Genomic DNA, 13220 nt, shown 5'->3' with positions numbered 1-13220 from the left:
TTCAGGCTCGGCTGTTTTTTTCAGGCTGATGCACGGTTCGCGGGACCTCAGATCTGCACACTCAGGCGGGTCAGCCAGGTGGGCGATTCATGGTGAAAACGCTCGGGTGTTTCCAGGCTGTGCTGGTAGTCGACGTCGACTTGCAGGTTCTTCCAGCTCAGGTTCAGGCCGATGCTGGCGCTGCTCAGGCGCTCGCTGCTGGCGCCTTCTTGCGCCTTGATCCGGCCGTGGTCGAAGGCCAGGCGCGGGGTCAGCTTGACCGGCAGATCGTTCTGCAACGGCAAGCGCAGGGTGTTGCGCCAGATCCCGCCGATGGCGCCCGAGGCGCTGTTTTCGCGATAGCCGCGCACGGCGGAGTCGTCGGTGCCCAGCAGTTGTTCGATGGCCGGCAGCGGGTCGGGGCTGTACTGCAGCGACAGCTGGCTCTGCCACTGCCAGGGCTGGCTGCCGAAGTGGCCATTGCGCCATTGGCTGAGGCTGGCGCGGTACTTGCGGAACTGCGCCTGCGGCAGGTTTTTCTGCACCTGTTGCGAGTCGCGGTCGGCGCCGAACCAGGTCAGGCCCTGGGCATAATTGACGTCGAGGTTCCACACCGCGCTGTCGAGCCAGAACAGGTTGAGCCCGGCTTCGGCCACGGTCAGGGTCGGGCTCTGGATGCCCAGGCGGACCTTCTCCAGGTAGCTGTCGACATCCTTGTGGGCCAGTTGCAGGTTGGCGCTCAACTGGTGGCCCTGGTCGCGCCACAGCACGCGGTCGGCGCGCAGGCTGAGCAGGTCGGTGCGCCCGCTGTTGTAGAAGGTCACGCTGCTGAGCTTGAACGGCGCCCGGTACTCGGCATGGCTGGCGAACAGGCTGTAGGTCCAGTAGCCGTAGGGGATCGAATAGAAAACGCTGGCGCTGCGGCTGTAGCGCGGACCGTGATTGAGGGTGTCGCTGAAGTTCAGGTTGAGCGCGTCGTTGAGTTGCAGCGGGCTGTCGAGGCTCAGGTTGACGGAGTTGCGATCGCGCCCGGTACTGGCGCTGCCGAGGTTATCCACACCCAGCCCCAGGGCCCAGCGCGAAGCGCCGCCGCTGCGCGAGCGCAGGATGATCCGCGAGGCGCCGGGCTGGCTGCCGGGGGCGATATCGGCGGTCAGGTCGAGGGAGCGCAGGCGATTGAGCTGGTCCAGGCCCTGTTCCAGGTCGCGCAGGTTCAGCGGTTCGCCGAGCATGCCGGGAAAGGCCCCGGCCAGGGAAACCGGCAGGCTCTGGTCGGCCAGTTCGACGGCCTCGACATACCCTTCGTCGACCACGATATCCAGCGAATGGCCGGCGGCGGGGGCGCTGCTCAGGTAAGGGCGGCTGGCGATGTAGCCGGCCTCGACATAGATCCGAGTGATCTGCGCCAACAGGCGGTTGATCCCGTTCACGCCCATGCAGGGCGCGATATAGGGTTCGAGCTGGCGGTTCAGCCGGTCTTTCTTGAACAGCGTGACACCGGCGATCCGCGTGCCGCTCAGGGCCCAGCACTGTTCATCCTCGCCACCGTGGGCGGTTTCGGTGGGAGTCACCGCCGGCGTACCGAAGCTGCCGCGCTGCAACTGGCGCTGGCGCTGTTCCAGCTGCAGTTGTTGCAGGTCGCGCTGTTGCTGTTGCTGCAGGCGCAGGGCTTCCTGACCCGGTTGTGGCATATCGGCGGCGGCCACGGGCAGGGCCCCGGCCAGCAGCGAGAGCAGCAACCAGCCGCGCAGGCCAGAGTGACAGCTTGGGTGACTTGAGGACGTATAGGGCACTCGACATCCTTAATAGTGGAAAACGGATGAGGAAGTGCGGGAACAACTTATCGACACGGATTCATTCCGTGTACTCACTTCCATTTTGACGCTTGAGTCCTGGGCGTGCTCTTTGTTACAGCGAGGAGTGAAATTATTTTGCAAATGCCTGCTGAACTAACAGGTGAAGCCGAAGTTTTAGTGTGGGTACTTAGTTCGCTTGCTATTTGTTTTTTGCACCGATCATTCGGGCAGGGTGATGAAAGGGGAACGATCTGTCGCGGAGTGAAATTAATCCTGGTTAACCCATTACGGTTCGAGACTAGCGGAAACGATAAAGTCGATTTGTACGGAATTTGTAAACGTGGGGGATCCGTAGGAGCCTTGTGCTGCAAGGGTTTCTGCCTGAAGGCTAGGCAGATGTATCGAAAGGTAAAGGTAGGATGTTTGGTTGTGTCGTTAACGATCTGTTTAATTCAGCCTAGTTGGCTTGCTTATCGGGCGGCATGTATCGGCCAATATCGCTAGTTATAGAGCAAGTGCTCTAGCTGGGTGCGGTTGCGTGGAATATTGTCGATCTGGATGGCGCCTGGCGAACTTGCTGGAAGTGAACGGCACTCTCAATGCAGTGTGAAATGGCCGGGATGTCAAAGTTGAAGTAACGGCGGTGTCCGGTTACTGCCTTACAACAGACTAGGGGAATCCCTTAGTTGTCGACTCACGAGAAACCGTTCGAACGGCCACCTCGATAACGCGAGGTAGCCGCTCGACGGCGGGTCATTGCGGGCTGGAACGCCCGGTCATTTCCCGGGCCATTTCGCTGGCGTAGCTGTCGGTCATGCCGGCGATGAAGTCGATCATGCGCAGGAAGGAGGCATGCAGCGAGCCGTTCGGATCCGGCGCGTTGTTGCCCAGCAGGTCGAGAATCCGCCGGTTCTTGAACGACGGCGTGCGTCCGCCGTGCTGTTCCAGCGCGGCGCCGCAGAACGAATTGAGGAGGATTTCCAGGGTGGTGTAGGCGCCGATCTCGTGCAGGGTCTTGCGCTTGTCCTGGAAGATCTTCTTGCGCGCAATGTCCTTGGCATTGAGCACGCAACGCTTGGCCGGGCCGTGCATATGCTCCACCAGGTCGCCCGGCAGGGTGCCGCTGAGCAGGGCGTCCTGCTGTTCGACGAAGGCCCGGGCGGCGGCGTTGGTCAGGTGCTCGATGGCCTTGCCGCGCAGGATCGCCAGCTTGCGCCGGCGCGAGTCCCGCGGGCCGAGCTGGCGATAGGTTTCCGGCAGGTCGTCGCCCACCAGCCCGAGCAGCAGCGACTCGACTTCGGCATAGTCGAGCAGCTCCATCTCCAGCCCGTCCTCGAGGTCGATCAGGGCGTAGCAGATGTCATCGGCGGCTTCCATCAGGTACACCAGCGGATGGCGGGCCCAGCGTTGTTCCTCGAGTTGCGGCAGGCCGAGCTTGGTGGCGATCTGTTCGAGCAACGGCAATTCGCTCTGGTAGCAGCCGAACTTGTGCTTCTTGTAGCCCAGGGAATCGGCGTGGCGCGCGGTCCAGGGGTACTTCAGGTAGGTGCCGAGGGTGGCGTAGGTCAGCCGCGTGCCGCCGTCGAACTGGTGGTATTCCAGTTGGGTCAGCACCCGGAACCCCTGGGCATTGCCTTCGAAGTTGAGGAAGTCGTTGCGCTCGTTTTCGTGCATGGCGTCCAGCCAGCCGCGCCCGGCGGCCTGCTGGAACCAGTGGCGGATCGCGTCTTCGCCGGAGTGGCCGAACGGCGGGTTGCCGATGTCGTGGGCCAGGCAGGCCGATTGCACCACCATCCCCAGGTCGCTGGGTTCGCACCACTCGGGCAGGGCGTCGCGAATGGTCTCGCCGACCCGCATGCCCAGGGAGCGACCGACACAGCTGACTTCCAGGGAGTGGGTCAGGCGCGTGTGGATGTGGTCGTTGCTGGACACCGGGTGCACCTGGGTCTTGCGGCCCAGGCGGCGGAAGGCACCGGAGAAGATGATGCGGTCGTGGTCCTTGTGGAAGGGGCTGCGGCCCAGTTCTTCAGGGCTGTGCAGCGGCTTTCCGAGGCGTTCGCGGGTAAGCAGGGTATGCCAATCCAAGGCGGGGTCTCTCCGTCGAATGACTGATGGGCTAGCTTCCCGGTTCGCGCCAGCGCCTGCAAGGGGAACAGGTTGAATAACGGGGCCGACCACGCACGCCACTAAAGCCCCGCGGCATCGATATCGATCAACAGCAGGCGCTGGCCATTGTCGAAGAACTGCCCGGCGGTCAGGCAGTACTGGTTGCTGGTGGCATCGCGGTAGGTGTTCGACAGGGTCAGCCGTCGCTCGTCCCAGCCTTCGGCCAGCAGGTGATAGAAGTACGGGCGCCACGACCAGTTGTGGCCGACGTAGCTGTGGTCGGCCTGCCAGCGGTCGTGGCGCCATTCCAGGTTCGGCGTCAGCTGGGTGCCGTGGCGATCGCATTGATAGAAGCGCAGCAACCAGGGAAAGGCATCCAGCTGGGGCAACCGTTCGATCGGGGCCCGGGCCTGGGCCCAGTCCTGCAGCAGGGTCATCAGCTCCGTGAGTTGCTGACGCATCTGCATCAGGCGTCCGCGCTCGGCCAGTTTCTGTTGCACATAGCGCTGGCGCACCCGGGCAAAAGGCGCGACGAAAGCATCGCTGGCGAAGAACGCCTGCTCGGCCCGGGCAAACAGAAAACCTTGGACATACCGCGAGCCGCATTCCAGGGCGAAGTTGAGTTCGGTTTCGCTCTCGACCCCCTCGGCGATGATCCAGCAGCCGGTTTTCTCGGCCATTTGCGCCAGGGCCTTGACCACGTCGCTGCTGGGCCCGCCACGGGCCGCGGCCTGGAACAGGCGCATGTCGAGCTTGAGAATGTCCGGTTGCAGGGCCAGCACCCGGTCGAGCTGGGAGTAGCCGGCGCCGAAGTCGTCGATGGCGATCCGCACGCCGACTTCGCGGTAGCGCGCCACCACTTCGCTCAGGCGCTGGCTGTTGCCGCTCAGTTCGGTGATTTCGAAGACCACGCGCCGCGGATCGACGCCCTGTTGCTGCAATTGCCTGAGGCTCGGCAAGGGCTGGCCGGCGCGCAGGCGGCTGATCCAGCGGGGCGAGATGTTGATGCTCAGGAACCAGTCGGCGGGTGCTTCATGCAGGCGGCCCAGGGCGTCGGCGCGAATCAGCCGGTCGAGCCGCCGCAGGGCGCTCGAGGAGGTCCGGGGATCGTTGAACAATGGGCCGACCGACAGCAGTTGGCCGTTCGGTTGGCGCAGGCGGCCCAGGGCTTCGACGCCGGCAATACGGCCGGTGGCGGTGTCGATGAAGGGTTGAAAGCAGGCAAGCGGTTGCCCGTCGATCACGGGGCCTCCTTGGTTGATCTTGTTGATTCTGGCGCTGCGCCGACGCAACAGGCAGGCACGACCCGACCTCTCGTGGGAGAGGTCGGGTGCGCAGCTATTGCAGGAATGGTTGCAAGAATGCAGCCAGATGGCGCCGGCTCAGTGCTTGTTCGAAGAACCTTGCATGACCAGCTTGATCAGCGGCAACAGGCCGGCGCTGAGCCGCACCAGCCGGGCGAAGCTTCTGACGCTGCCGCTCTTGGCGCCTTTGCCGGTGAGAAAACCCAACAGGGTCACGGCAGCCACGCCCCACAACGGCGCGTGCTTGATGCCCAAGCCCTGTTGCCAGCTCTGGCCAAGGCCACGGACCCGCTGCAAGGGTTGCAGCAGTTGATGGGATTCGTGGCGGATTTCCTGGCGGTGCATTTCCATGCGCAGGCGGATCAGCGCCTTGCGCATCTCGCGCCGGGAGTTGGTTTGCGGGATGTCAGGCAGGCTCATGGCAGCAGGCGCTCCCTGTCGTTGGCCAGCTCTTCAAGGGTGGCGTGGAAGGGCGAGGACTCGTCGAAAATCGCCGCCTTCAGGCGCAGGGCGCAGAACAGCGCCGCCAGCGTATAGAAGACGCACAGCCCGATGATGGCGGTGAGGCGATAGGTGTCCCAGAACAGGATCAGCACCAGCGCCGACAGGCCTATCAACAGCAGCAGGGCGAACACCAGGGCCAGCCCGGCGAACAGCAGCAGGCTGACGGTTCTGGCTTTCTGTTCCTGCAACTCGATGCCGAACAGTTCGACGTGGCTGTGCAACAAGCCCAGGAAAGCAGCGCCCAGGCGCCGCGTTGAAGAGCCTTGGCCCGCCGTGGAGCCGGATTCATCGATAGCCATATCAGCGCCGGGTCGCCAGCAGGCCAATCAGGAAGCCCACGCCCGCAGCGATGCCCACTGCTTGCCAGGGGTTGCTCTGCACATAATCTTCGGTGGCGGTGACCGCCGCCTGGCCGCGTTCGCGCAGCGATTGTTCGGTCAGTTGCAGGGTCTCGCGGGCGCGCAGCAGGCTGTCGTGAATCTGCGTGCGTAACTGGTCTGCCTGGTCGCCAGCCAGGGTGGCGGTGTGTTCCAGCAGACGTTCCGTGTCACTGACCAGTGCCTGAAAGTCCGCCATCAGTGTTTCTTGAGCTGTCTTGGTGGTTTTGCTGGCCATGGTTATCTCCGTAGTGGCGTTCTGAAGGGTTCGAGTATGAGCCTTGCGCGAAGGTTCAGTGCAATTGTCTGGTACAGCTTTTGCTTTGTCCTGGTGCGTAAACACGGGTGGTTGCGCCGAAAGCGCGCAGGATGCGCTGCCTGGCAGCTAAAACCTTACCCTAAAAAATCAACACTTATGGAAACACCCGAGCGATACATCCCTCTCGCAAAAGCGTCGCGCCAAAATGGGTCGTAATACCTGGGTCGACAGGGCCTTAGGTGCCAAGTTGGTGCAAAAAGCGTTCGAGCGGCTCGCGGCTTTTTCCTGAATATCAGGTCTGCCCATTCCATGGAAAATCTGCAAAGCGCTGTGGACACTCTGGTCCATGGTTCCAATACCCTGTTCATCCTTATCGGTGCGGTCATGGTCCTGGCCATGCATGCCGGCTTCGCCTTTCTCGAGGTGGGCACGGTGCGCCAGAAAAACCAGGTCAACGCCTTGTCAAAGATCCTCAGCGACTTCGCGGTCTCGACCCTGGCCTATTTCTTTATAGGCTATTGGATCTCCTACGGCGTCAGCTTCCTGCAACCGGCGGCGGTGATCAGCGCCGACCACGGCTACGGGCTGGTGAAGTTCTTCTTCCTGCTGACGTTCGCCGCGGCCATCCCGGCGATCATTTCCGGCGGCATCGCCGAGCGTGCGCGGTTCGTCCCGCAGCTTTGCGCCACGGCGCTGATCGTGGCCTTTATCTATCCCTTCTTCGAAGGGCTGGTGTGGAACGGCAACTATGGCCTGCAAGCCTGGTTGCAGGAGAACTTTGGCGCGGGCTTCCATGATTTCGCCGGCTCGGTGGTGGTGCATGCCATGGGCGGCTGGCTGGCGCTGGCCGCGGTGCTGTTGCTCGGGCCGCGCAACGGTCGTTATCGCGACGGCAAGCTGGTGGCGTTCGCGCCGTCGAGCATCCCGTTCCTGGCCTTGGGGTCGTGGATCCTGATTGTCGGCTGGTTCGGCTTCAACGTGATGAGCGCGCAGACCCTGCAGGCGGTCAGCGGGCTGGTGGCGGTGAATTCGCTGATGGCCATGGTCGGCGGCACGGTGGCGGCGCTGATCGTCGGGCGCAACGACCCGGGCTTCCTGCACAACGGCCCGCTGGCCGGGCTGGTGGCGATCTGCGCCGGCTCCGACCTGATGCATCCGGTGGGCGCGCTGATCACCGGGGCGATTGCCGGCGCGCTGTTCGTCTGGTGCTTTATCGCCACCCAGACCCGTTGGAAGATCGACGATGTGCTGGGTGTCTGGCCACTGCACGGGCTGTGCGGCGTGTGGGGCGGTATCGCCTGCGGGATCTTCGGCCAGAGCGCCTTGGGCGGCCTGGGCGGCGTCAGCCTGGTCAGCCAGTTGATCGGTACCGGCCTGGGCGTGCTGGTGGCGCTGGTCGGTGGCTTTATGGTGTACGGCGCGATCAAGGCGCTCTGCGGCCTGCGCCTGACGCAGGAGCAGGAGTACTACGGCGCCGACCTGTCGCTGCACAAGATCGGCGCGGTCAGTCAGGACTGAACCCATGCGGCCCTGGCTGGAGCCCCCGGCCAGGGCTGCTTGCCGCTGATCATTGGCCGCCGAGCAGGCGCGCCTCCGACGCTTCGATGGCTGCCAGCGGGCCGGACATCAACACCGTATCGCCGGCTTGCAGCAAGGTACTGTCGGCCAGCTCCAGGTCGTGGCCATCGCGCTGCACGCCTTGCACATCCACGCCCAACTGCTCCAGCGCCAGCTCGCCCAGGGCCAGGTCGCAGGCATGGGCCGCGCTGCCAAGATTGACCGCATGCATCAGCACCCGCGGCTGGCCGCGATTGTCCAGCAGGTCGGTCTGCGCGCCATGGTAGAAACCATGCAGCAGGCGATAACGGTTGTGGCGAACCTCATCGACCTTGATCTGTACCTGGTGTTCCGGCAGCCCGAGCATCACCAGCGCATGGGACGCCAGCATCAGGCTCGACTCCAGCAGCTCCGGCACCACTTCGCTGGCCCCGGCGGCTTTCAGTTCGGCCAGTTGGCTGTCGTCCCGGGTGCGCACCAGGATCGGCACTTCGCTGTTGATCCGGCGCGCGCTTTTCAGCACGTTGAGGGCGATGTCGGTCTTGTCCACGGCAATCACCAGCAGCCGCGCGCGTTCGAGGCCGACCGCCGCCAGCAGCTCGGCGCGGCGGGAGTCGCCGTAATGCACGCAGCTTTCGCCGGCCGCGGCTTCCTGGACCCGCACCGGGTCGTCGTCCAGGGCAATGAAGCGCTGCTGTTCGCGGCGCAGGAAGCGGCCGATCGACTGGCCCACACGGCCATATCCACAGATCACCACGTGCGCCTGCAATGCGGCGTTGAGGGCACTGATTTCTTCCAGGTGGGCCTCCTGGTTCGGCTTGCGGTGCAGGCGCGCGGCAATGCCCGGGGCGGCGCGCAGCAGCAGGGGCGTCAGCAGCATCGAACAGAAGGTCGCGGCCAACAGCAGGCCGCTCAGCTCGGCCGGCATCAACTGGCTCTGCTGCATCTGCGCCATCAGCGCAAAACAGAACTCGCCGCCCTGGGCCAGGGCCAGGCCACTGCGCCAGGCCGTCTCGCCGTCGCTGCCGCGCAGCTTGAGCAACAGTGCCACCACGGTGCCCTTGATCAGCATCAGGGCCAGGGTCAGGCCGAGGACCAACAGGGCATGGCTGGCGAACAATTGCAGGTCGATCAGCATGCCGATGCTGACGAAAAACAGCCCCAGCAGAATGTCGCGGAACGGCCGGATATCGGCCTCGATCTGGTGCCGGTAACGGCTTTCCCCCAGCAGCATGCCGGCGAGGAATGCACCGAGGGCGGGGGACAGGCCGAGCAGGTGGGTCAGCCAGGCGGTCAGCAGGACAATGACCAGGGCCAGCAGCACGAACAGCTCGGCGGAATGGGAGGCGGCCACCTCGTGGAACAGCCGGGGCAGCAGCCAGCGGCTGGCCAGCGCCAGGCCGATGAACAGCAGGGCGGTCTTGCCCAGGGTCAGGGGCAGGGCCCAGTACCAGGCCTGTTCGGTGTTGCCGGCGAATACCGGCACCAGGGTCAGCAACAGCACGGCCACCACGTCCTGGAACAGCAACACGCCGATCGCATTCTGCCCGTGGCTGCTGAAGATTTCCCCGAGGCTGCCCAGCTCCTTGCTGACAATGGCGGTGGAGGACAGCGCCAGGCCCGCACCAAGGAGCAGCGCCGGGATCAGCGGTACGCCGGCGAGAATCAGCAGGCCGCCAAGGACGGCGCCGCTGCACAGCACTTGCAGGCTGCCCAGGCCGAATACCACCTGGCGCAGGGCCAGCATTTTCGATACGGAAAACTCCAGTCCCAGGGAAAACAGCAGGAACACCACCCCCAACTCCGCCAGGTCGGGCAGGTTTTCGTTGTCGTTGACCCAGCCGAAGGCGGTCGGCCCCACCAGCAGGCCCACGCACAGGTAGCCCAGCACAGGCGGCAGGCGCAGGCGGCGGAACAGGGCGATCACCACCAGGGATGAAGCGAGGATGATCAACAGATTGGCGAACACAGACATCTCCGGGCGGCGGTTGTAATGACAGAGCGTAGAGGCAAAAAAAGCCGCGAGGGTCGCTCAACCGCAAGTTGGCGGCGCTGACCTGCATCAGCTGTTTGGCAGAATGCTCGACGATGGCCATTGTTGGCCGCAGGGTGCTGCGTTCATCGGTCGACGGCTTTTTCCCGCGGGCCTAGAATAAGCGCCTGTCTCTTTTCGGTCTGTATGTCATGCCTCCTGAATGTCAGCTGTTCGGTACCCTGGGCTGCCACCTGTGCGAACTCGCCGAGGCGGAGTTGATGCCGCTGGTGGAGCACGGGCTGATGGTCGAGCTGGTGGATATCGCGGAAGACGAAACCCTGTTCGAGGCGTATGGCCTGCGTATCCCGGTCCTGCGCCGGGTGGACAACGGCGCCGAGCTGGGCTGGCCGTTCGATGCCGAGCAGGTGGTGGCCTTCCTGCGCTGAGCCGGCTGTTGCTGGCACAACCCTTTCCGTTTGTCGCCTGCGCTGCAATCCCTTGGCGGGATCCCGATTATTCGGTTACTGTATATGCGTACAGTTATCGGGATGGTTCGTCATGTCTCTCACAATCCTCGCCCGCGCCGAGCGTTTGCAACACCTGTCGCCCGGGCATGCAGGGCACGACGGGGTTGCCGCCGGGCTTACGTTCGAAGGCGGTTTTTCCCTGGATCGTACCGTGGGGCTCGGAGCGCCGCAGATCCGCGCGGTGCTGGTGGATGACGACAGCCTGCTGGGCTTCGGGATCTATCCCGGCGACCGGCTGATCGTCGATCGTTCGGCGGCCCCGGCGGTGGATCAGTACGTGGTGGCCCATCTCGATGGCGAAGACGCCTATGGCGTGCGCCTGCTGGCGCCCGATCCCAAGGGTGGGCTGCTGCTCAAGGCGGCGCGACCTTCGATTGCACCGATCCCTCTGGACGATCGGGACTCGGCGCAAATCTGGGGCGTGGTGTTGTGGGTGGTCAGTTATGTCGGCCGTGGCTGATATCGATGCGCAGGGCGTGTGCTCAGTGGATGAATGAGAGGGTAGAAGGACTGATGATGGTCAATGTCGAACAATTGAAGAGCAGTGTGAACCGCATGTCCGCCGATGTGGTGCGCGAAGCGGTACTCGAACTGCGCCTGGACGGCCTGGTCACGGAAGGCAAGACACCGTTCAACAAGCTGCATTTCAATACCTGCTTTGCCGAAATCGAAGCCCTGTTCCAGCGTGCGGGTTATCACCGGCAACTGGACGTGGTGGGGTATCAGGGGTTGTTGTATGCGCTGTATGACCCGGCCCGCTGGGAGGCGGTCGATGTGCTGCGCTGGCTGAAGGAGTTCACCGATGCCGCCGCGCAAGCCGGCGTGGCCCGGGCTTAGTCGCAGGTTCCGGAGGGGGAAACTCTCCTAGGCTCCCCGGGACCCATGTTGGATAATGCCGCTCTGCATTGTCCGTTCGAGCTTTTGTATGTCTTCCGTACCTTTTTTTGCCGCACAGCATCAGGCCAGCACCCTGTACCTGCCCCCCGGTTCATGGCCAACCGTACTGGATTGTCTGTGTGACCATTTCAGCACCATCAGCCGCGAGCAGTGGCTGAGCCGGATCGCCCGCGGCCGGGTGCTCGATGGACAGGGACTACCGATCGGTGTCGACCTGGCGTACCGCGAAGGCCTGCGCATTCATTATTTTCGCGAAGTGCCCGACGAAAAGATCATCCCGGTGCAGGAGTCGATTCTTTACGTCGATGAGCACCTGGTGGTGGCGGACAAGCCGCATTTCCTGCCGGTCACCCCGGCGGGGGAATATGTCGAGCAAACCTTGCTGCGCCGCTTGATCCGCAGCCTGGACAATCCCCTCCTGGTGCCTCTGCATCGCATCGACCGGCATACGGCGGGCCTGGTGTTGTTTTCGGCCAACCCGCAAAGCCGCTCGGCCTATCAGTCGCTGTTCCCTACGCGCAGGATCGACAAGCGCTACGAGGCCATCGCACCGGCCTTGCCCGGTCTTGAGTTTCCACGGGTGCATAAAAGCCGCCTGGTCGATGGCGAGCCCTTTTTCCGCATGCAGGAAGGGCCTGGTACGCCTAATACGGAAACGGCACTGGAGGTCCGGGAAAAGAACGGTGACCTCTGGCGTTATGGGTTGTATCCGGTGACCGGCAAAAAGCACCAGTTGCGGGTGCACATGAGTGCGCTGGGGGCGGCGATCTGCAACGACCCGTTTTATCCCGATGCGCTCAAGGATGTGGAGGACGATTACGCCAAGCCGCTCAAGCTGCTGGCCCAGGGCCTGCGTTTTACCGACCCGCTGACAGGGGAGGAGCGCGAGTTCGAGAGTCGGATCACCTTGCAGTGGTAATCCAGGCAACTGCTTGCTGCTGCCAGAAACGATAAAGCCCGCGAAAGCGGGCTTTATCGTTCGAGGCGTAACGGTATGGATTACAGCTCTTTTACCGTACGAACCTGATCCTTGTTGATGCGGGTTTGTTTGCCGTCCAGTTGTTCGAACTCGTAGAAACCGGAATCCTCATCGTATTTCGGCGTATCGACGGCCTGGATTTCGCGACCGTCATTCAGGGTGATCACAGTAGGCGATGCGCAACCGGCGAGAGTGGCAAGGCCCAGTGCAAGCATGAGAGTGGCGAGAGTCCGCTGAATCATTATGTGTCTCCGAGATGAATACTTTTAGTTGCTGTGCTTGAGACGTATACAACGCCTGCAAGTTCCTTGAGTTAAGGGCATTCTGACACGCCGTGCTGCTGGCTTAACAGCTCTGGTGTATTCAGATTAGCCAATCGGGGATCGTTTGCCGGACATTGCAGGGCCTGAGCATCCAGCCCGCGCATGATACGTCCGGGGCTGCGCTCACCGTTCTGCCAGGCTCCGTCGAAGGTGCCGAGCAGCGTGCGCGGAATAATACACAGCAAGGGTTCCCAGTGCTCGCCATGGCGCAGCATCAGCGGTTTGTCCGGATGCAGGGCGGCGCTTTGCCGCATGGCGTCGATCAGTTGCGCATCGATGCGCGGCACGTCGCAAGGCAACACCAGCAGTCGGGCATGCCGGGCGACGGCCAATCCGGCACGAATACCTGCCAATGGCCCCGGGAAGTCATTGCTTTCGTCCTGCACCAGTTGGTCGGCATAAGGCGCGTACTGCCGGCGATTGCGGTTGCAGGAAATGATCAGGTCATCGCTCAGGCCGCGGGTCAGTCGATGCAGATGGGCGATCAATGGCCGGCCCTGCCACTCGATCAGCCCCTTGTCCCTTCCGCCCATGCGTTGGCCGCGTCCACCGGCCAGGAGCAGAATGGAGCAGGGTGGCAAATCTGTGCGCGGGGTCATGGCACGTCTCCACAGGGGCGGTCAAAGAGAGCGCTGTG

At 63.2% G+C, this 13220-nt stretch carries 14 protein-coding genes; 5 read left to right on the top strand and 9 right to left on the bottom strand.

The features are described 5' to 3' along the window. Window positions 1-47: 47 nt before the first annotated feature. The 6 genes from J4E58_RS16875 to J4E58_RS16850 all read right to left on the bottom strand — a co-directional run bounded on the left by J4E58_RS16875 (window position 48) and on the right by J4E58_RS16850 (window position 6304). Entirely contained in the window at window positions 48-1670 is a 1623-nt protein-coding gene (locus tag J4E58_RS16875; protein WP_256583150.1) for a ShlB/FhaC/HecB family hemolysin secretion/activation protein, read from the bottom strand. A gap of 858 nt (window positions 1671-2528) precedes the next feature. After that, complete coding sequence (locus tag J4E58_RS16870) at window positions 2529-3860, bottom strand: deoxyguanosinetriphosphate triphosphohydrolase (protein WP_007923253.1); 1332 nt, start codon at window positions 3858-3860, stop codon at window positions 2529-2531. A 101-nt stretch (window positions 3861-3961) separates the two neighbouring features. Further along, on the bottom strand, window positions 3962-5125 hold the full coding sequence (locus tag J4E58_RS16865) for an EAL domain-containing protein (protein WP_087092775.1): 1164 nt from the start codon (window positions 5123-5125) through the stop codon (window positions 3962-3964). Between the two features lie 138 nt (window positions 5126-5263). Beyond that, window positions 5264-5605, bottom strand: coding sequence for a hypothetical protein (locus tag J4E58_RS16860; RefSeq protein WP_087092776.1), 342 nt, complete (start codon window positions 5603-5605; stop codon window positions 5264-5266). After that, the gene (locus tag J4E58_RS16855; RefSeq protein ID WP_007923256.1) at window positions 5602-5988 is read right to left on the bottom strand and encodes a phage holin family protein; all 387 of its coding nucleotides are present in this window, start codon (window positions 5986-5988) and stop codon (window positions 5602-5604) included. The genes J4E58_RS16860 and J4E58_RS16855 overlap by 4 nt, the downstream gene beginning before the upstream one ends. 1 nt (window position 5989) lies before the next feature. Continuing rightward, the gene (locus tag J4E58_RS16850; protein WP_007923257.1) at window positions 5990-6304 is read right to left on the bottom strand and encodes a YqjD family protein; all 315 of its coding nucleotides are present in this window, start codon (window positions 6302-6304) and stop codon (window positions 5990-5992) included. Window positions 6305-6634: 330 nt separating this feature from the next. Between J4E58_RS16850 and J4E58_RS16845 the strand changes: the two genes are divergently transcribed. Then, window positions 6635-7843 carry an ammonium transporter gene (locus J4E58_RS16845; protein WP_087092777.1) on the top strand — a complete coding sequence of 403 codons (1209 nt, stop codon included), beginning with the start codon at window positions 6635-6637 and terminating at the stop codon, window positions 7841-7843. Window positions 7844-7892: 49 nt separating this feature from the next. Here J4E58_RS16845 and J4E58_RS16840 read toward each other — a convergent pair whose 3' ends face one another. Further along, complete coding sequence (locus J4E58_RS16840; protein WP_087092778.1) at window positions 7893-9851, bottom strand: monovalent cation:proton antiporter family protein; 1959 nt, start codon at window positions 9849-9851, stop codon at window positions 7893-7895. A 215-nt stretch (window positions 9852-10066) separates the two neighbouring features. Here J4E58_RS16840 and J4E58_RS16835 point away from each other — a divergent pair, with 215 nt between their 5' ends. From J4E58_RS16835 to J4E58_RS16820, 4 genes are all read left to right on the top strand, one after another. After that, window positions 10067-10303: a glutaredoxin family protein gene (locus J4E58_RS16835; protein WP_053262141.1), complete on the top strand. Its 237-nt coding sequence runs from the start codon at window positions 10067-10069 to the stop codon at window positions 10301-10303. Between the two features lie 112 nt (window positions 10304-10415). Further along, window positions 10416-10844 carry a S24 family peptidase gene (locus J4E58_RS16830; RefSeq protein WP_087092779.1) on the top strand — a complete coding sequence of 143 codons (429 nt, stop codon included), beginning with the start codon at window positions 10416-10418 and terminating at the stop codon, window positions 10842-10844. 56 nt (window positions 10845-10900) lie between these two features. Beyond that, window positions 10901-11221 (top strand): hypothetical protein, encoded by a 321-nt coding sequence (locus tag J4E58_RS16825; RefSeq protein WP_007923266.1) that lies wholly within the window; start codon window positions 10901-10903, stop codon window positions 11219-11221. Between the two features lie 88 nt (window positions 11222-11309). Continuing rightward, window positions 11310-12200, top strand: coding sequence for a pseudouridine synthase (locus J4E58_RS16820; protein ID WP_087092780.1), 891 nt, complete (start codon window positions 11310-11312; stop codon window positions 12198-12200). Window positions 12201-12280: 80 nt separating this feature from the next. On the opposite strand, the gene J4E58_RS16815 is transcribed toward J4E58_RS16820, so the two are convergent. After that, window positions 12281-12502: a YgdI/YgdR family lipoprotein gene (locus tag J4E58_RS16815; protein WP_007923269.1), complete on the bottom strand. Its 222-nt coding sequence runs from the start codon at window positions 12500-12502 to the stop codon at window positions 12281-12283. 71 nt (window positions 12503-12573) lie between these two features. Further along, window positions 12574-13182, bottom strand: a complete 609-nt coding sequence (mobA, locus tag J4E58_RS16810) for a molybdenum cofactor guanylyltransferase MobA (protein WP_053262139.1) — start codon at window positions 13180-13182, stop codon at window positions 12574-12576. Window positions 13183-13220 lie beyond the last annotated feature (38 nt).

The sequence above is a fragment of the Pseudomonas sp. FW305-25 genome (assembly GCF_017351415.1).
Taxonomy (GTDB): domain Bacteria; phylum Pseudomonadota; class Gammaproteobacteria; order Pseudomonadales; family Pseudomonadaceae; genus Aquipseudomonas; species Aquipseudomonas chlororaphis.
This window is presented reverse-complemented; position numbering and strand designations above follow the sequence as displayed.

Coding starts and splice junctions, on each gene's coding strand:
- J4E58_RS16845 (WP_087092777.1), top strand. CDS start 6,635: ATGGAAAATCTGCAAAGCGCTGTGGACACTCTGGTCCATGGTTCCAAT.
- J4E58_RS16820 (WP_087092780.1), top strand. CDS start 11,310: ATGTCTTCCGTACCTTTTTTTGCCGCACAGCATCAGGCCAGCACCCTG.
- J4E58_RS16825 (WP_007923266.1), top strand. CDS start 10,901: ATGGTCAATGTCGAACAATTGAAGAGCAGTGTGAACCGCATGTCCGCC.
- J4E58_RS16815 (WP_007923269.1), bottom strand. CDS start 12,502: ATGATTCAGCGGACTCTCGCCACTCTCATGCTTGCACTGGGCCTTGCC.
- J4E58_RS16830 (WP_087092779.1), top strand. CDS start 10,416: ATGTCTCTCACAATCCTCGCCCGCGCCGAGCGTTTGCAACACCTGTCG.
- J4E58_RS16855 (WP_007923256.1), bottom strand. CDS start 5,988: ATGGCTATCGATGAATCCGGCTCCACGGCGGGCCAAGGCTCTTCAACG.
- J4E58_RS16860 (WP_087092776.1), bottom strand. CDS start 5,605: ATGAGCCTGCCTGACATCCCGCAAACCAACTCCCGGCGCGAGATGCGC.
- J4E58_RS16835 (WP_053262141.1), top strand. CDS start 10,067: ATGCCTCCTGAATGTCAGCTGTTCGGTACCCTGGGCTGCCACCTGTGC.
- J4E58_RS16875 (WP_256583150.1), bottom strand. CDS start 1,670: ATGCCACAACCGGGTCAGGAAGCCCTGCGCCTGCAGCAACAGCAACAG.
- mobA (WP_053262139.1), bottom strand. CDS start 13,182: ATGACCCCGCGCACAGATTTGCCACCCTGCTCCATTCTGCTCCTGGCC.
- J4E58_RS16850 (WP_007923257.1), bottom strand. CDS start 6,304: ATGGCCAGCAAAACCACCAAGACAGCTCAAGAAACACTGATGGCGGAC.